Origin of the sequence: Mucilaginibacter defluvii, assembly GCF_039543225.1 — a bacterium.
Taxonomy (GTDB): domain Bacteria; phylum Bacteroidota; class Bacteroidia; order Sphingobacteriales; family Sphingobacteriaceae; genus Mucilaginibacter; species Mucilaginibacter defluvii.
Genome location: NZ_BAABJI010000002.1, coordinates 1,624,326 through 1,641,175, shown reverse-complemented (window position 1 = coordinate 1,641,175; position 16,850 = coordinate 1,624,326). Strand labels below are relative to the sequence as shown.

Below are 16,850 nucleotides of genomic sequence, written 5' to 3'. Positions count from 1 at the left end.
TAAATTGCGGGTAATAACCAATTACCTGAAAATTTGCACTAATTTTGTGTACAAGTAAATATATGAAATTTATCGGTTTAATACTGTCATGCTTTTGTTGTTTGCCTATGCTGGCGTCGGCGCAGGCAGATAGTGCTAAACCACAAATGGTGATTGGCAAAAATGATACCATCAAAACTTATCTGACCGAGAAAGACGGACAGCTTATCCCCTGGATAGTTTTAGCCGACGTTAAGATAGTTGATACCCGCATTTTTGCCAGCGAAGAGGACAGGCTGAAGTATAAGCGCTTACGCTATAACGTAATGAAGGTGATGCCTTACGCCCGCTACGCGGGCGAACGTTACAGGCAGTTACAACGAGACATCGCGCTTACATCCGACAAGAAGAAACAAAAGGAACTGGTTAAAGCTTGCGAAAAGCAAATTAAGGATTTGTTTAACCGCGAGATCAAGAACATGACAATCAGTCAGGGTGAGGTGCTCATTAAACTTATTGACCGCGAAACAGGTAACAGTAGTTACGCGATGCTTAAGGAGTTGAAAGGCGGACTTAACGCATTCATGATGCAATCAGTAGCCCGGCTGTTTGGCCATAATTTAAAACAAGAGTACGACCCTGAAGTTGAGCGCGATATAGAAGAGATCATCCGAACATCCGGATACGACAGGGCTTATTATTAAAATGACCGAAAATACGATCTACCAATATGATATTCCGAAGCTGAACGGCGATCAAATCAATCTCTCAGCCTTTAAAAATAAGGTTTTACTGATCGTTAACACCGCTTCGCAGTGTGGTTTTACGCCTCAACTTAAGGATCTGGCCGCGCTGAAGGAAGAGTTTACCGGTAAAGACTTTGAAATTCTGGCTTTTCCTTCAAATGATTTCGGCAGCCAGGAGCCACTGGAGGGCGAAGCGCTGAAGCAGTTTTGTGAAGTGAACATCCCCAACTACATGGTTTTTGATAAGCTGCGGGTGCGCGGGCCTTACGCTCATCCGTTATTCAAGTTTCTGGCAGATAAAAAACAGAACGGTGTAGTGGGCTCAACCCCGAAATGGAATTTTCATAAATACCTGATAGACCGTACCGGCAGGGTGGTTGATTTCTTTTATCCTTTTACCAGCCCAACATCATCCAAAATCCGCAAAAAAATAACCCGGTTGTTAGAGGCCGGCAGCAAATAGTTATATGTTAAAATTAGATATACTGGTATTGTCTGTACATCCTGACGATGCCGAATTGGGTTGTGCCGGGGTTTTGCTTAAGCACATCGCCATGGGTAAAAAAGCAGGCATTGTTGATTTAACCCTTGGCGAACTGGGTACCCGCGGCACGCCGGAAATACGCGCGGCGGAAGCCGCGGCATCAGCCGAAATTCTGGGGCTCGCGGTACGCGAAAACCTGGAGATACCCGACGGTTTTTTTGAGAATACCAAGCCTTACCAATTAAAGGTTATAGAGGCCATACGTAAATATCAGCCGGAGATTATCATCACCAACGCTTATCATGACCGTCATCCGGACCATGGGCGTGCCAATCAATTGGTGGAGTCGTCAGTGTTTTTGTCAGGGCTGCGCCGCATTGAGACTTTTAACGAGGGAAAACTGCAGGATGTATGGCGCCCGAATTTATTACTACACTTTATACAGGACAGGTACATTCAGCCGGATATTGTGATTGATATTACCGAACACTGGAATAAAAAGATTGAAAGTGTGCTGGCGTTCGGTTCGCAGTTCCATAACCCGGACTGGGACCCTAATGAACCGCAAACCTATATTTCATCGCCCGATTTTATAAAGGTAGTTGAGGCCCGCGCTTTGGAGTTTGGTAAAAACATTGGGGTTAAATACGCCGAAGGATTTACCTCGACAAAGATATTGGGCGTTGATAACTTGTTCAACTTACGTTAAGGCTTAAGCCTTAACGTAATCAAAACGATTATTATCTCGGCTTTTTTCACGTCGCAGTTTTTGCTCGTTAACCAGCTTTAACAGGATGCCCGAAAGTTCGGATGTTTTAAAGTCCGAATCGTAATTGTCTTTACAATAATTGGCTATGGCTGATATGGAGCGTGGTATATCAAAAAAATCGGTAGCTAATAATTGGTTTAGTACACGTGTGGCTCCCGGTTTTTTACGGTAGGGAAAGGCACCCGCGTTTTCGCCGTCAGTTTTAAAGCGCTGCGCACGTTTGCTGAATTCACCATCCTCAAGCCTGTCAGTATCAATCAACACGTCAAACAGCTTCTCGGCTATACGCACTTGCACGGCTTCTGATTTGAACGTATTTACAACTTCAGATATTTCTGCCAGTTGTCTCTTCAGCTTCTCCATTTGTTTGTTCATGACAGGGATCGGGTTTATATGATCGGTGAACTTCAAGTTATTCAAACCGTAATTCACTTAATTATTACAATAATTTTATAGCCTAAAGGCATATTTTAAATAACGAATTTTAACGATTATAGTATTTTTAATACAAAAAAAACGCCCTTTTGATGTCAAAAAGGCGCTTGTAGCAATATTATTACACTTTCGTTATAATACACCGCATATTTCGTCGAGCACGTTCAGCCCTTTATCAATGTCGGCTTGCTGTATAATCAGTGATGGCCTGAAGCGGATGGTACGCTCGCCGCAGCCTAAAAACATCACATCCCGGTTAAGGCCTTCCTGTAAAAAATTGTTACGCGTTTCCTGATCCGGAAAATCAAATGCCGATAACAAACCTTTACCCCGGATGTTACTGATAACGCTCCTTTTACCGGCTATTTCTGTCAGCTTGGTTTGCAGATAACTGCCCATTTGCGCCGCTTGGTTACAAAGATCATCTTCGGCAATGATATCCAATATTTTTGAGGCGCGCACCATGTCAGTAAGGCTGCCGCCCCATGTGGAATTCAGGCGTGATGATGTATTAAAAGTATTATGTTCTACCTCGTCAACGCGTTTACCGGCCAGTATGCCGCATACCTGCATTTTTTTACCAAAGGCAATTATATCAGGGCGGGCGTTTTCGCCGAAGTGTTCGTGGCACCAGAATTTTCCGCTCAGGCCTACACCGGTTTGTACTTCGTCATATATCAATAAAGCCTCATGCTCGTTGGCCAGTTGCCGCAGTTGCCCGGCAAATTCCTTGCGCATGTGGTTGTCGCCTCCTTCGGCTTGCACAGGCTCAACTATAATAGCGCAAATATCATCCTTATTATCCGCGAATGCTTTTTTTATCTGTTCCATCGAAGCGGCCTCGCGTTTAAGCAAGGCATCATAATTAGCATCGGTTAGCGGGTATTCCACATACGGGAACGATACCCGCGGCCAATCAAACTTGGCAAACCATTTGGTTTTTACTGCCTGCGTATTGGTTAAGCTCAGGGTATAACCGGAACGGCCATGAAAAGCATGTTCAAAATGCAAAACCTTGTGGCCTTTCTCCTGCGTGTACCCCTTGGCAAAGTTCTTCTGCACTTTCCAGTCCATAGCCACTTTCAGCGCGTTTTCAATGGCCAGCGCGCCGCCCGATATAAAAAATGCATGCGGCAGGTAATCAGGTATGCCAACGCGAGCAAAGGTCTCTACAAACTGCGCATATTGTTCGGTATATATATCAGAGTTTGACGGGTTGATGAGTGCCGCTAAAAGCAGGTTTTTTTTAAACTCCTCGTCGTTGAGCATTTTAGGGTGGTTGTACCCCAGGGGGATGGACGCGAAGCACGAAAAAAAGTCGAGCAGGGTACGTTGATTTTTTGAATCGAAAATGTAAACACCCTTACTTTTTTCCATATCGAAAGTAAGGTCAAATCCGTCGGCTAAAATATGTTTGGCCAAAACGTTGTGCACGTTTTTAGGGGCTACATTTAAATGGTACATAACTAAATAGGTTTATAAACAAACATACTAAAAACGCCTAAATAATTAAATTCAAGCGGTTTTTGAACCCGATGCATTAAAAGTAAGTTTAAAATGTTTAAACCTGTATTTTGTACCGGATGGTGATTTGGTTTACGGGTTTAAAATTTATCGGCCATGCCAAAAAGACCCATTATGCCGCCGGTGTGTACCACAAGTATACGGCTGCCCGTGGCAAACTCGCCGCGCTTTATCATGTCAAATAAAGCGTATAGCATCTTGCCGGTATACACCGGCTCAATCAAAACACCGGTTGAGGCGGTAAACATTTTGATAAAGTCAATCAGCTCCGGTGTGGTTTTGGCGTAGCCGCCAAAATGATATTGCGTATGCAATTGATAGGGGTGCGGTTGGACAAGATATTGATCAATTTCATCCCTTAAAAAAGCTCCGTTCTTCAATGCGGGTATGGCATGAAATTCGGTATTTAGCTGATTTTTATGTAACCCGTTGATTATACCCGCTGCTGTGGTTCCGGTTCCGCAGGCGCAAAATATATGGTCGAACGCAAACGGTAGTTCATCAACCAGTTCGGTGCATCCTAATGCGGCCTCAGGGGAGGCGCCGCCTTCGTCAATAAAAAACGCATCACTGTCTTCGGCAAAGTGTAAATCAAACAGCGTGGCCTTGTCACGATAGCTTTCACGGTTGGTAAATATAAGTTGCATACCATGTAAACGGCATAGAAACAGCGTATTGTTCTGCACTTCCTCGCCCCGCACAAACCCGGTAGCTTTTAAGCCGAACTTAGCGGCTGCTGCGGCTGTAGCCAGCAGGTGGTTGGAGTAGGCTCCGCCAAAAGTAACCAGGTGTCTCTTGCCTTCGGCCTCTGCCTTTTTTAACAGATATTTGAGCTTGCGCCATTTATTGCCTGATATCAGCGGATGGATCAGGTCGTCGCGCTTGATATACACCTGTACGCCATGCGCTGTAAATAAAGGCAGGTTTATTTGCTCTAACGGACTAAATATCTCCAAATCCATAAATTGTAATGCGTATTGAACCGGGTTACAATATTACACATACAATTAGTAAACCTGATTTAACCGCGTTGTAATCTTTGAGCTTAGGTCAACAAAAAATTGAATGCGTAACAAATTGGTTAAAAACGGTTACTTTTGCGCCAATGGCCGAGGATATAGAACTGATAGAACAAGAAGAGCAGGATTTGTACGAACACCTGCGCATTGTGGTTGACAAGGGTCAATCGCTATTGCGTATTGATAAGTTTTTGATGCACAGGGTAGAGAACGCATCCCGTAACCGCATACAAAACGCTATCGATCTGGGTAATGTGCTGGTTAATGATAAAGCCATAAAATCGAGCTATAAAGTAAAGCCGCTTGATGTAATATCTGTTGTGCTGCCGCATCCGCCGCGCGATACCGAGGTTTACCCGGAAGATTTACCGATCAACATCGTTTACGAGGATGATGATGTGCTGATTGTAAACAAAGAACCCGGTATGGTAGTGCACCCCGGATATAATAACTACACCGGTACGCTGGTTAACGCGCTGGTACACCACTTTCAGCAATTGCCAACTATGCCGGGCAATGATGGCCGCCCCGGATTGATCCACCGTATTGATAAGGATACGTCGGGTTTGCTTGTGATCAGTAAGAACGAGCGGTCAATGAATTACCTGGCCAAACAGTTTTTTGATCATACTATTACCCGTAAATATATTGCCTTGGTATGGGGAGATATTGCCGAGGATGGCACAGTTACGGGCTACATAGGCCGCAGCCATAGCGACAGGCGGGTGATGGATGTTTATGATACAGAAGAGAAAGGTAAATGGTCTGTTACGCATTACCGCGTATTAGAGCGTTTAGGTTATGTTACACTGATTGAATGCCAGCTGGAAACCGGCCGCACGCACCAGATACGCGCGCACATGAAACACATAGGACACCCACTCTTTAGTGATGCTACCTATGGCGGCGATAAAATTTTAAAAGGTACTGTTTTTACCAAATACAAGCAGTTTGTTGAGAACTGCTTTGAGATGATGCCGCGGCAAGCCCTGCATGCCCAAACATTGGGATTTAAGCATCCAACACAAAAAAAATATGTAGGGTTTGAGGCCGCTTTGCCTACTGATTTTGAGTCGGTTTTGCAAAAATGGCGCAAGTATGCCAACACTAATAACCAAAATCAGGACTAATCGAACTGAAACAATATAGGGCAGGAGTTGTCTAAAATCACATCTTAACATTAAATAGTTTACCTACAGGCATGCCTTTGTATATCAATTTTAATGGCGAAATTGTACCTGCCGACTCCAAATTGCTAACTACTGCCAACCGTGGCTACCGTTACGGGGATGGTTTGTTTGAGAGTATGCGCATGATGAAGGGTAAACTCAAATTTACCGATCTGCATGCCGACCGCTTGCAGCGCGGTATGAAGGCGCTTAAGATTGACGGCTACTCGCAAACCGATGCCTGGTTCCTGAAAACTAAAGCCGAAGAACTGGCCACTCGCAATAAGGCCAAGCATGCGCGTTTAAGGTTAACCGTTTATCGCGATGCGGATGGTTTATATACACCCTCGCAAAATAAAATGGGTTACAGCCTTGAGTTACAGCCTATGGATGAGCCCCGTTATTTTTTAAACGAGAAGGGCCTTATTATGGATGTATTTACTGAGCTGCCCAAGCCTTCAAATTACTTGTCCGGCATAAAAACCTGTAACTCGCTGATATACGTTATGGCGGGTATTTATAAGGAGCAAAACCGTTTGGATGATGTGTTTTTGCTCAACCAAAATGGTTATCTCTGCGAAGCCAGCAGCTCTAATATCTTCATTTGGTATAACAACCATTTGTACACACCTGCTTTAAGCGAAGGATGTGTTGAAGGGGTAATGCGTCAGGTAATTATCAATGTGGCTAAGGCAAACAATATCGGCGTTACCGAGGCGCAGATAAACCCTGAGATTTTATACGAAGCCGATGAGGTTTTTTTAACCAACGCCGCACGTGGCATACAGTCGGTTATGGGTTTTGGTGTAAAGCGCTATTTTAACCGCCTGAGCAAAGGTTTGCTTGACGAACTGAATAAACTTTAGCCTTTTACCTATTTAAAGCGGATAGCCTTAACCGGTAATATCTTGCTAACCAGGGCTGATGGTATAAGCAATACCAATAAACAAACCACCAGCGTACCGGCGTTAAGTAAAACTACATCGAGCCAGTTTATTTGCACGGGTACGAAGGCCATGTAATAGGATGCAGGATCTAATTTAAAAAAATGGGTTTGATGTTGAAAGAGGCCTAAACCAACGCCAAATAAATTTCCTAATATCAACCCAAGGCCAATGAGGTAAAACGCGTTGTACAAGAATATTTTTTGTATGCGCCAGTTTGTCGCCCCCAGCGCTTTTAGCATACCAATCATCGAGGTTCGCTCCAGGATCATGATCAGCAAAGCCGAGATCATATTGATAACAGCTACGATCAGCATCAGTATTAGCATCACACGGGCATTAACATCAAGCAACTGCAGCCACTCGAATATAGTAGGATAGTTTTGCTGTATGGTATATGATTTAAGGCGAACAGGTATTACCGTATCCATGTAAGTGTCGGCCTGGCTCAGCTTATCAAAATCCGCTACACGAACTTCATAACCGCCAATTTCATTAGCTTCCCAGTTGTTTAAACGCTGAATGAGCGGCAGGCTGCCTATCACAAAAGTTTTATCAACCTCGTCAACGCCTGAGCTGTAAATACCGCTTATGGTTAGCTTGCGCTTGCGTAGCGGCTCCTGTACAAAATACATCAGTATATCATCGCCGGCCTTAAGCTTAAGCCTGTCGGCCGTATGGCGCGATATCATTACCTGCTCGTTTGCCTTAGTCGAGTCGCTAAAATCAATGTATTTACCCTCCAGTAGAGTTTTGGCAAATACTTTCCAGTCATACGTTTTATCAACGCCCTTCAGCACTATTCCCTCAATCTCATCATTCGCCTTTATAATGGCCGGTTTGGTGGCAAACGGTTTAATGCTGACGATTTGTTTATCCTGTAACACTTGCTTAACAAAGTGATCATCCTTTACAAAGGGCGAATTTTCGTACGAGTTGTTCAGGTCGAACTTAACTACCTGCATATCCCCGGCAAAGCCGCGGATTTTTTCGCGTATCTCCTGCTTAAAGCCTTTTACAATGGCAATGGAGAGTATCATTACGCCAAGGCCCAGCATAATGCCTACCACGGCAATCCGAACGATCAGTTTTGAGAACGTACGTTTTGATTTAAAGGTAATACGGCCGGCAATAAACGACGAAAAATTCAAAGCAGTATGATTTTTGTAACTTCGCAAATATGCGGTTTTACCGCTAAAAAACGTTTACTTAAATTACCAACAGAAAAACATATATATGATAACTGCCACTATATTTTTACGCTTAGCTACCACGGGCATGCTGCTGGGAGCTACAACATGCGGCCAACCGGTAACCGAAAGCTCAAAACCGGCTGCCAAAGCTGATACTGTTGCCGTTAAAAAAGAGGACGCTCCCGCAAAGATCGTTACCGCCGCAGATCGTACTGAGGCCTACATAGACCAGCTTAAGGGTAAAAATGTGGGCATGCTGATCAATCAAACATCGATAATTGGCACAAACGGCAAGTTAACCGTTGATAGTTTACTGAAAAGGGGCATCAACGTTAAAAAGATATTCGGGCCTGAGCATGGCTTTAGGGGAAATGCGGCCAATGGCGCCAAGGTAGGCGATGAGGTAGATCCATCTACAGGCTTACCCGTTGTTTCGTTATATGGCAAGCACTATAAGCCCACAGCGGATGACTTGAAAGGCATAAACATAATGGTATTTGATATACAGGACGTAGGCGCGCGCTTTTATACATACATATCAACCCTGCACTACCTGATGGAGGCCTGCGCCGAGAATAATATTCCGCTGATGGTGCTTGACAGGCCAAACCCCAACGGTTTTGTTATTGACGGGCCGATAATGGAGCCTGCCTATAAATCATTTGTCGGGATGCACCCGATACCCATCAGCCATGGCATGACGATGGCCGAGTACGCCCAAATGATCAACGGTGAAAAATGGCTTAACAACGGTGTACAATGCGATTTGAAGATTGTAAAAATGGAAGGCTATACCCACCAGTCGGATTATACCTTGCCAGTGCATCCATCGCCCAACTTAAATACGCAGCAATCCATTTTACTATACGCAAGTACCTGTTTATTTGAGGGTACTACCTTCAGTTTGGGCAGAGGCACGCCATTCCCTTTCCAGGTAGCCGGCCACCCGTTGCTCAAAGGCAAGTTTGATTTTTCGTTTACGCCGGTAAGCATTCCGGGAGTGAGTGATAATCCACCGCAAAAAGGCAATACCTGCTACGGTATCGATCTGCGAAATTATAATGCATCGGTGTTTAAAAAAACAGGCAAGCTGAACCTGAATTGGCTGATAGATATGTACAAGGCATTTCCGGATAAAACTAAATTCTTTAACGCCTATTTTTTAAAACTGGTAGGCACCAAGGTACTGCAACAACAAATAGCGGCTGGAAAAACTGAGGACGAAATAAGAGCCACCTGGGAGCCGGGTTTAAGCAAGTTTAAACAGGTACGTAGTAAATATCTCTTATATCCGTAAAATGGCATAAAACTGATTTTTGTTGTAAAACTTTTCGGGCATGATGCTTATTTTTATGCAATACATCTAAAAAACAAATACCATGAGAATTGTATTTATGGGCACTCCCCAGTTTGCCGTGACATCGTTAGACGCTTTGATAACCTCAGGCTGCGATATAGTAGCCGTAGTTACCGCGCCCGATAAACCTGCAGGCAGGGGGCAAAAGGTAAGCGAGAGTGCCGTAAAGCAATATGCCGTTGCCAACGGTATTAAGGTATTACAACCCGAAAAGCTAAAAAGTCCGGAATTTTTAGAACAGCTTAGCGCGCTGAAAGCTGATTTGCAAGTGGTGGTAGCCTTCCGTATGTTGCCTGAGGTGGTGTGGAGCATGCCGCCAAAAGGAACCATAAACCTACATGCCTCGTTGCTACCACAATACCGTGGTGCGGCGCCTATTAACTGGGTGTTGATAAACGGTGAAAAAGAAACCGGCGTTACTACCTTTTTTTTAAAGCACGAAATTGATACCGGTGATGTTTTATTCACTGAAAAAATAACCCTTACAGGCCAGGAAACTGCCGGCGAGCTACATGATCGTTTGATGAACAAAGGCGCGGGATTGTTGGTGAAAACGGTTAAGGCGATTGAAAGCGGCCGCTATCACGAGCACCCGCAGCACCAGCTGAGTACCGGCGAGGAATTGCAGCACGCGCCAAAACTCACCAAAGAACTCGGCGCGATAGACTGGACGCAGCCGGTGCTTAAAATATACAATTTGATACGTGGTCTTAGTCCGGTACCAACCGCTTATACTACGCTCAACGGTAAAATATTAAAAATATTCAATGCAGAATATACGGAAACCGAACCCGGCATACAACCCGGCGGCTTTTTAACCGATAATAAAACCAGCCTTAAATTTGCCGCCCCCGATGGTTTTATCAGCCTTACTGATGTACAACTGGAAGGTAAAAAGCGTATGGGTATCGAGGAGTTTTTAAGAGGGGTAAGGCTTTAGGGTCTAATTTTTATTTAGCTTTTTAATTTGATCCTCTGTTATAGCCTTGGTTTTATTTTTCAATGCGGATGCTGCACTATCCAGGTGTGTAACATTTTGAAATTTAGATAAGTTTTTGCGCTGATAGCGCTCTAACACAGGTAGTGTTGCTGCTATTTTTAAGGCTGTATAATAGTCCTGCATTGTAGTATCATTATTCTTAATGTTTAATACAGATTCATTTAATGCCTTTGTTCGTTTTTGATAACGCTGCTCGCTTAGCGTAAGCAACTGTAAAATTCTTTTTTTCAACAACGAATCTTTGATGTTTTTTGTAGCTTCGGCACCGGCAGTATAGTAGTTAGCCGACTCTTCGTTGAACAATAAATAGTTTCTTAAGCTATCAATCTTTGCCTGGTTGAAATCATTAATCTCATTACTAAGATTATTTAAAACGGAGTCCTTTTTAATAACGTCTTTAAAAATGTTATCAATCGGAGAGTGATATTCTCTTTTGCTTATAAGTCCTGATTCATAATCATCTGATACAATAGGCTGAACATCGTTTTTATCTTCTCGGTTAGCTGATGAGCAGGACATTAGTAAAGCTGCAATAGTTATAAATACAGAATGTGATAATGGTTTCATGCATTAAAAATAAAAAAGCGATAGTATTAATACCATCGCTTTGCAAAATTAATTTTATTTGGAATGATATGTTATGAACCGGTTCGCTCTTCAACGGCCGCGTCGCTGTCACTGTACATAGGTAATATGCGTGCTTCTTCCCGCAGGTGTTTAAGGCGTTTCTTCATGTATGTAAAGCCATTGAGGCGATAGATGTACAGGAAAATAAATGATGTAGCTATAGCTCCGAAGGTGTGCCATAAAAAGTGCGTCCCCATCGGCAATAATGCTTCGGTATCAATTATCCTGAAAAATAAGGCTAAGCCGAAACTTGCAAAGGCGGCTACTACTAATGAGCCGTTTTTCCAGCCGGTTTTTATAAGCAGGATAAGCAATGGTACTACAATCATCATCACCATTACGCCATAGTTTATACTGAACATGATATGCTTATCATAAACCATATAAAGCTCGCGTAAGCCAACTTCAACAGCGCCGAAAGCAACCAGCGCAATTACCGCCGACTGCCACTTACCCGTTACTTTAATAATGAAGTACATGCTGGCCAGCATGCAAAGCAGCGCTATAGGTACCCAATCCAGATACATAAAAAAACGCCATTGCCTAAAGCCATGGTAAACCGTGCTGCCTATACAGCCGGTTAACATCAGCATGGTGGCTATACTTAGAAATGCGTGACGCTTGTTAAAGCCGCCCAGTTTATTGAGCCAATATATACCCGGAATTAAAAACAGTGCTGATGAAACCATGTTCCACGGTTCAGGGAACAGGTTATGCATATTGGTTTCAGTGTACAACGCTGAACCATCGGCCGGTAAAATATCTGTCAGCATGAAGTGTAAATTTTATACTTCTTCAACACCGCTGTGCAAAAAATGTTGTGCTGATATCCCAATTTATAGTCCTTCCGAATAATGACATATAAATAATATTTTACCTGTTAAATTTGCCCGATGATGTACACGGAACGGATTGAACAGTTGAAGCAGGAGATAACGCCTTTACGCGCGCAGTTAATCAATCATGCATTATATAAACAAACGCAAAGCGCTGATGATCTGCAGGTTTTTATGGAGCATCATGTTTTTGCCGTTTGGGATTTTATGTCGCTTTTAAAAGCGTTACAGCAAAAATTAACCTGTACCAATGTGCCTTGGGTACCGGTCGCCAGTGCCAATACCCGTTACCTGATTAACGAAATTGTTACCGGTGAGGAAAGTGATGTTGACCAGCACGGCAACCGTATCAGTCATTTTGAGCTATATGTACAGGCGATGGAACAGGCCGGTTACAACGTACAACCGGTTAATGAACTATTGCAGCAGTTAGCACAAGGCAACAGTGTAAACAATGCCTTGAATGCCGATAATATACCAGCAGCAGCCGCCAAATTTGTAAGGCATACTTTTGATGTTATCGCTACCGATCAGGAGCATTTAATAGCCGCCGTGTTTACTTTTGGCCGTGAGGACTTGATTCCGGGTATGTTCATCAGTATGGTGAAGGGCATAAGCGATAGCGCGCCGGGCAAGATAGACACCTTTGTTTATTACCTTGAGCGCCATATTGAGGTCGATGGCGATCATCACTCGCACCTTGCTTATGAAATGACTGCCGAGCTTTGCGGTGATGACGATGAGAAATGGAATTCAGCCACCGAAGCGGTTAAGCAAGCCTTACAGGCACGTATTGATCTATGGGATGGTATACTTGCTGAAATCAATGCCCTCAGGCAGGAAGCGTAATTTTAGACATCCTTTTTGGCGGCGGTGAAAAGTGCTTTAAGTTCCGTAGCATCATCCGGGTGCATACGGCCTGCAAGTATTAGGCGTAGCTGCCTGCGGCGAAGCGCGCCGTTGTAAAGTTCTATCTCCTTTTCGGTTTGCGGTTCAATTTCGGGTACGGCTATGGTGCGGCTATTTTCATCTAGCGCCACAAAAGTATAATAGGCCTCGTTGCATTTTATATTAGTTCCAGATGGCATGTTTTGCGCCCAAACATCCAGCTTAACTTCCATTGAGGTGGTGAACGCGCGGGTAACCTTGGCCTCAATATTAATTACGTCGCCCAGCTTAACCGGTTGCTGAAAAGATACATTATCAACCGATGCGGTAACCACAATACGATTGCAATGCTTTTGTGCCGATATGGCGGCGGCAATGTCCATCCAATGCAGCAGGCGGCCCCCCATAAGGTTGTGCAGGTAATTGGTATCATTGGGTAATACCAACTCATTCATTATGGTCAGCGAGTCTTGCGGAGTCTTTAAAGTCATATACAATTGGGCGATGTTGCTGCAAATATAGCAATTAACGCAAGCTACCGGTTTTGGTTTTTGGTTGTGCTTATTTGCTGTAGGCCGGCCAGCTCTTCCCAGCGGGCACCGGGCGGGCGGTAATAAATAAACAGCTGATAGTCGTTCCCCGTTTCAAAATGGCTGCCCTCAATAACGGTATCATCCGCTTTTTTAGTGGCGTTATCCATCCAGACATAATCATAATCATATACGCCTTGTTTTAAAAGCAACATGGTGGTGAACCGGCCACTGGCTGCGTCAAACTTTAATGTGCTGTTAGCATCAGGCTTAAAATTGTTAAAGCGGCCAATTACATAAGGGGTGCCTTCTGCAGCGCTTCTACGCGCATCGAGACTAAAATATACACGGGCATAATCCGCATCAACCCGAGGGTCGGTACCGTCCTGGTTCAGAATAAAAAAGTTGCCGTTGTTGTCAAACTGAAACTCGTAAGGCTGTCCGTTGCGGTTAGCATCAGTATTTAATTGAACTGAAAAGCCGGTGTCCTGATAAATGCGGTTTATGCCATGTGCGCCGGTTTTAAGCGAGCGCATATCAAAATACCTGAACTCGTTGCGGCCCGCAAAATCATTCGTGTTAACGTTATTGTAAACCAATTGCGTACCGCGGATGGTGTTAGGTTCGCGGTTTAAAACACTGGCATCGCTGCGGTAATTCTGCATCACTAACACCCGCATATCCGTAGCCGGGTTTTGTATGCGTAGCTGACCGTAATCAACCGTGAAATTCAGCTTTTGATTAGTTTGCCGGTATTGTACATTGTTTGATGGTACCACATTGGCGCTTACAGATACCCTTGAGTTGAGCACATATAATTTGCGGGTAAACACCAGCTTTTGCTGATCGCCATCCTCATACACCTTTAAAATGTAGTTGCCCGCATATTTGGGGATGACGTTATTGTTTGGGAAGATGATCTCATAATGCACATATTTTTGGTAGGTGCCCGAGGAGTATTTATAGTTTATAATCTGATCTTCGGTAAAGCTTTGCAGGTATTCGGCAGGAGCGAGGCGAGAGGAGTTCCATAACGCATCGCAATGCTCCAGGGTATAATAAAAATTACTGGTTTGGCCGGTCAGATCGTCAAAACCAAGCACAAGTTTATCACCCGAGTTAAGGTTAATAACCGGCAATGAACCCGCCTTGCCCTGGTTATAAAGCTCAATGCTTTTTATACTAGGGCGATAAACGCTATCAGTATATTGTTGAGCATAAGCAGTTAAGTGAAAAAGAAAAACAGATAAAAAAAATACTAATCCTTTCATAACTGCAAACAAATAAAGCCTCCCCTTGGGGAGGTTTGGAGGGGCAATCTTTTTGGAGGGGTTTGAGCTTTACTCCAACTCCAATATCTGCTCAGCTAAAGCTTCCCATTTTTCTTTTACAGTGCTCAGTTCATTCTTTTTTTGCTGATACGCTGTGTTGGTTTGCTTTAAACGGTTTTGGTCCGAATAAATTTTATCGTCGGCAAGGTGGTTCTCCAGTTTCTTTACTTCGCTTTCAAGGTCGGCTATTTGCTTTTCCATTTTGCCCAGATCCTGGTTCAGCTTTTTTAACTGCTGGTTTTTGTCGTCGCCCTGTTGTTTAACCGGTTCAGGTTTTTTCTCTTCCTTTTTAGGTTGAGGGGTGGTAGGTGCCTTTTCAAACTTGCGTTTTGAGTTCCATTCCTCGTACTCGGCATATGTGCCAGGATAGATCTTGATCTTTTGATCCTCAATATACCAGATCCGGTTGGCTACGTTATCCAGGAAATACCTGTCGTGCGATACCACTACCACCGTACCTTCGTACTGTTGTATGGCCTGTATCAATATATTTACCGACTGTATATCCAGGTGGTTGGTGGGCTCATCCAGTACCAAAAAGTTGGCATCGGCGGTAAGCGCTTTGGCCAAAGCCACGCGCGATTTTTCACCACCCGAAAGCACTTTGATCTTTTTAAATACATCATCACCCGTAAACAGGAATGAGCCTAAAATGGTACGCAGTTCTGTATCGGTATGCTTTGGCGCGAATGATTGCAGCTCGGCCAGTATCTCATTCTCCAGGTGCAGCGATTCTAACTGGTGCTGCGCGAAGAAGGTAGTAGTAACATTATGGCCGGTGGTTACCGTTCCGGTATAATCTTTATCGGCATTGGCAATAATGCGCAGCAGGGTTGACTTACCACGGCCGTTAGCACCAATCAGTGCTATTTTGTCGCCTTTTTCAATCACCGCCTCTGCATGATCTAAAATATCGATAGCCGGGTATTTTTTAGTGATATCCTCAAGGGTTACCACGTGCCTGCCCGATTGCTTGGAGAAACGGAAGGTGAAGTTAACCGTTGGATTATCATCATCCACATCGTCCACACGCTCCATTTTATCAAGCATCTTGATGCGTGATTGTGCCATTTTAGCTTTGGATGCTTTAGCACGGAAACGCTCGATCAGGCGCTCTTCCTGACGTATTTTTGATTGCTGGTTTTTAAATTCGCCACGCTGAATTTCCTCACGCAACGCTTTTTCTTCCAGATAAAAAGAGTAGTTACCAGCATAAACGGTAAGCTTACCTTTGCGCGATTCAACGGTACGGTTAATTACTTTATCTAAAAACCACCTATCGTGCGATACGATGATCACAGCGCCTTCAAAATCTTTCAGGTATTGCTCTAACCATTGTATAGAGGGTAAGTCCAGGTGGTTGGTAGGCTCATCCAGTAACAAAATATCCGGAGCTTGCAACAGAATTTTAGCCAGCATCACACGCATACGCCATCCACCTGAAAAGGTGCTGAGCTTGCGGTGTGTATCAGCCTCGCTGAAACCCAAACCCGCTAATATTTCGTGGGCTTTGTATTCAATGTTATAGCCATCAAGCGCCTCAAATTCAGTCTGCTTGTCGCTCAGTTTATGTAAAAGATCTTCGCTGTAATCTGTTTCCAGCTTTTTGAGCAGATTCTCAATTTCGGTATGCAGTTGATTTTGGCGTTCAAAAGCCTCCATAGCCACATGCAGAATATTCTTGTCTGACGCGTACGACAACAGATCCTGGTTCAGATAACCCAGCGTCAAATCCTTCGCCATTGATATAGTGCCTGATGTAGGTTTATACTCACCCACTATCATACGCAGCAGCGTGGTTTTGCCGGTTCCGTTAGCGCCAATAAGGCCTATTTTTTCACCGGGTTTAATATGCCAGTTAGCTTCGTCATACAATTTCCTTGCACCTATCTCAAACGTAAGATTATTTATCGCGATCATTTGGGCGCAAAGATACGATTTTTGAGGCAGTCTATAATAGAAAGCTGAAAGACCAAAGATGAAAGCTTTTTGAGTAGTAAAAAACCTCATAACAACTCG

Annotated in this window: 17 protein-coding genes; 8 read left to right on the top strand and 9 right to left on the bottom strand. The window is 43.9% G+C overall.

Features of this window, described 5'->3' with window-relative positions; all coding sequences use genetic code 11:
* Positions 1-62 precede the first annotated feature (62 nt).
* The 3 genes from ABD960_RS13435 to bshB1 are packed head-to-tail and all read left to right on the top strand — an operon-like array spanning position 63 to position 1,918.
* Positions 63-683, top strand: coding sequence for a DUF4294 domain-containing protein (locus ABD960_RS13435; RefSeq protein WP_232178141.1), 621 nt, complete (start codon positions 63-65; stop codon positions 681-683).
* Between the two features lies 1 nt (position 684).
* Positions 685-1,188: a glutathione peroxidase gene (locus ABD960_RS13430; RefSeq protein ID WP_345331671.1), complete on the top strand. Its 504-nt coding sequence runs from the start codon at positions 685-687 to the stop codon at positions 1,186-1,188.
* Positions 1,189-1,192: 4 nt separating this feature from the next.
* Positions 1,193-1,918, top strand: a complete 726-nt coding sequence (gene bshB1 / locus ABD960_RS13425; protein WP_345331670.1) for a bacillithiol biosynthesis deacetylase BshB1 — start codon at positions 1,193-1,195, stop codon at positions 1,916-1,918.
* Between the two features lie 3 nt (positions 1,919-1,921).
* Here bshB1 and ABD960_RS13420 read toward each other — a convergent pair whose 3' ends face one another.
* The 3 genes from ABD960_RS13420 to ABD960_RS13410 form a co-directional block, all read right to left on the bottom strand.
* On the bottom strand, positions 1,922-2,353 hold the full coding sequence (locus ABD960_RS13420) for a hypothetical protein (RefSeq protein ID WP_345331669.1): 432 nt from the start codon (positions 2,351-2,353) through the stop codon (positions 1,922-1,924).
* Positions 2,354-2,545: 192 nt separating this feature from the next.
* On the bottom strand, positions 2,546-3,877 hold the full coding sequence (gene lat, locus ABD960_RS13415) for an L-lysine 6-transaminase (RefSeq protein ID WP_345331668.1): 1,332 nt from the start codon (positions 3,875-3,877) through the stop codon (positions 2,546-2,548).
* Positions 3,878-4,017: 140 nt separating this feature from the next.
* Entirely contained in the window at positions 4,018-4,899 is an 882-nt protein-coding gene (locus ABD960_RS13410) for a 1-aminocyclopropane-1-carboxylate deaminase/D-cysteine desulfhydrase (protein ID WP_345331667.1), read from the bottom strand.
* 143 nt (positions 4,900-5,042) lie between these two features.
* On the opposite strand from ABD960_RS13410, the gene ABD960_RS13405 reads away from it, so the two are divergent.
* Together ABD960_RS13405 and ABD960_RS13400 are read left to right on the top strand one after the other, a co-directional pair.
* Positions 5,043-6,086, top strand: a complete 1,044-nt coding sequence (locus ABD960_RS13405) for an RluA family pseudouridine synthase (RefSeq protein WP_345331666.1) — start codon at positions 5,043-5,045, stop codon at positions 6,084-6,086.
* Between the two features lie 71 nt (positions 6,087-6,157).
* Positions 6,158-6,991, top strand: a complete 834-nt coding sequence (locus ABD960_RS13400; protein ID WP_345331665.1) for an aminotransferase class IV — start codon at positions 6,158-6,160, stop codon at positions 6,989-6,991.
* An 8-nt stretch (positions 6,992-6,999) separates the two neighbouring features.
* Here ABD960_RS13400 and ABD960_RS13395 read toward each other — a convergent pair whose 3' ends face one another.
* Positions 7,000-8,220 carry an ABC transporter permease gene (locus ABD960_RS13395; RefSeq protein ID WP_345331664.1) on the bottom strand — a complete coding sequence of 407 codons (1,221 nt, stop codon included), beginning with the start codon at positions 8,218-8,220 and terminating at the stop codon, positions 7,000-7,002.
* 85 nt (positions 8,221-8,305) lie between these two features.
* Here ABD960_RS13395 and ABD960_RS13390 point away from each other — a divergent pair, with 85 nt between their 5' ends.
* Positions 8,306-9,559: an exo-beta-N-acetylmuramidase NamZ family protein gene (locus ABD960_RS13390; protein ID WP_345331663.1), complete on the top strand. Its 1,254-nt coding sequence runs from the start codon at positions 8,306-8,308 to the stop codon at positions 9,557-9,559.
* An 82-nt stretch (positions 9,560-9,641) separates the two neighbouring features.
* Entirely contained in the window at positions 9,642-10,559 is a 918-nt protein-coding gene (gene fmt / locus ABD960_RS13385) for a methionyl-tRNA formyltransferase (RefSeq protein ID WP_345331662.1), read from the top strand.
* 3 nt (positions 10,560-10,562) lie between these two features.
* On the opposite strand, the gene ABD960_RS13380 is transcribed toward fmt, so the two are convergent.
* Together ABD960_RS13380 and ABD960_RS13375 are read right to left on the bottom strand one after the other, a co-directional pair.
* Positions 10,563-11,186 (bottom strand): hypothetical protein, encoded by a 624-nt coding sequence (locus tag ABD960_RS13380; protein WP_345331661.1) that lies wholly within the window; start codon positions 11,184-11,186, stop codon positions 10,563-10,565.
* Positions 11,187-11,257: 71 nt separating this feature from the next.
* On the bottom strand, positions 11,258-12,019 hold the full coding sequence (locus tag ABD960_RS13375; protein WP_345331660.1) for a hypothetical protein: 762 nt from the start codon (positions 12,017-12,019) through the stop codon (positions 11,258-11,260).
* 120 nt (positions 12,020-12,139) lie between these two features.
* On the opposite strand from ABD960_RS13375, the gene ABD960_RS13370 reads away from it, so the two are divergent.
* Positions 12,140-12,931 carry a DUF3050 domain-containing protein gene (locus ABD960_RS13370; protein WP_345331659.1) on the top strand — a complete coding sequence of 264 codons (792 nt, stop codon included), beginning with the start codon at positions 12,140-12,142 and terminating at the stop codon, positions 12,929-12,931.
* A gap of 2 nt (positions 12,932-12,933) precedes the next feature.
* On the opposite strand, the gene ABD960_RS13365 is transcribed toward ABD960_RS13370, so the two are convergent.
* The 3 genes from ABD960_RS13365 to abc-f all read right to left on the bottom strand — a co-directional run bounded on the left by ABD960_RS13365 (position 12,934) and on the right by abc-f (position 16,751).
* Positions 12,934-13,461, bottom strand: a complete 528-nt coding sequence (locus ABD960_RS13365; RefSeq protein WP_345331658.1) for an acyl-CoA thioesterase — start codon at positions 13,459-13,461, stop codon at positions 12,934-12,936.
* A 44-nt stretch (positions 13,462-13,505) separates the two neighbouring features.
* The gene (locus ABD960_RS13360; RefSeq protein WP_345331657.1) at positions 13,506-14,771 is read right to left on the bottom strand and encodes a type IX secretion system plug protein; all 1,266 of its coding nucleotides are present in this window, start codon (positions 14,769-14,771) and stop codon (positions 13,506-13,508) included.
* 69 nt (positions 14,772-14,840) lie between these two features.
* The gene (gene abc-f / locus ABD960_RS13355) at positions 14,841-16,751 is read right to left on the bottom strand and encodes a ribosomal protection-like ABC-F family protein (RefSeq protein ID WP_345331656.1); all 1,911 of its coding nucleotides are present in this window, start codon (positions 16,749-16,751) and stop codon (positions 14,841-14,843) included.
* Positions 16,752-16,850 lie beyond the last annotated feature (99 nt).

What these genes read in the sequence shown, in the direction of transcription:
- ABD960_RS13375 (WP_345331660.1), bottom strand. Translation starts at nt 12,019, where the DNA reads ATGCTGACAGATATTTTACCGGCCGATGGTTCAGCGTTGTACACTGAA.
- fmt (WP_345331662.1), top strand. Translation starts at nt 9,642, where the DNA reads ATGAGAATTGTATTTATGGGCACTCCCCAGTTTGCCGTGACATCGTTA.
- ABD960_RS13370 (WP_345331659.1), top strand. Translation starts at nt 12,140, where the DNA reads ATGATGTACACGGAACGGATTGAACAGTTGAAGCAGGAGATAACGCCT.
- ABD960_RS13410 (WP_345331667.1), bottom strand. Translation starts at nt 4,899, where the DNA reads ATGGATTTGGAGATATTTAGTCCGTTAGAGCAAATAAACCTGCCTTTA.
- ABD960_RS13420 (WP_345331669.1), bottom strand. Translation starts at nt 2,353, where the DNA reads ATGAACAAACAAATGGAGAAGCTGAAGAGACAACTGGCAGAAATATCT.
- ABD960_RS13360 (WP_345331657.1), bottom strand. Translation starts at nt 14,771, where the DNA reads ATGAAAGGATTAGTATTTTTTTTATCTGTTTTTCTTTTTCACTTAACT.
- ABD960_RS13435 (WP_232178141.1), top strand. Translation starts at nt 63, where the DNA reads ATGAAATTTATCGGTTTAATACTGTCATGCTTTTGTTGTTTGCCTATG.
- ABD960_RS13390 (WP_345331663.1), top strand. Translation starts at nt 8,306, where the DNA reads ATGATAACTGCCACTATATTTTTACGCTTAGCTACCACGGGCATGCTG.
- bshB1 (WP_345331670.1), top strand. Translation starts at nt 1,193, where the DNA reads ATGTTAAAATTAGATATACTGGTATTGTCTGTACATCCTGACGATGCC.
- ABD960_RS13400 (WP_345331665.1), top strand. Translation starts at nt 6,158, where the DNA reads ATGCCTTTGTATATCAATTTTAATGGCGAAATTGTACCTGCCGACTCC.
- ABD960_RS13380 (WP_345331661.1), bottom strand. Translation starts at nt 11,186, where the DNA reads ATGAAACCATTATCACATTCTGTATTTATAACTATTGCAGCTTTACTA.
- ABD960_RS13365 (WP_345331658.1), bottom strand. Translation starts at nt 13,461, where the DNA reads ATGACTTTAAAGACTCCGCAAGACTCGCTGACCATAATGAATGAGTTG.
- abc-f (WP_345331656.1), bottom strand. Translation starts at nt 16,751, where the DNA reads ATGATCGCGATAAATAATCTTACGTTTGAGATAGGTGCAAGGAAATTG.
- ABD960_RS13405 (WP_345331666.1), top strand. Translation starts at nt 5,043, where the DNA reads ATGGCCGAGGATATAGAACTGATAGAACAAGAAGAGCAGGATTTGTAC.
- ABD960_RS13430 (WP_345331671.1), top strand. Translation starts at nt 685, where the DNA reads ATGACCGAAAATACGATCTACCAATATGATATTCCGAAGCTGAACGGC.
- lat (WP_345331668.1), bottom strand. Translation starts at nt 3,877, where the DNA reads ATGTACCATTTAAATGTAGCCCCTAAAAACGTGCACAACGTTTTGGCC.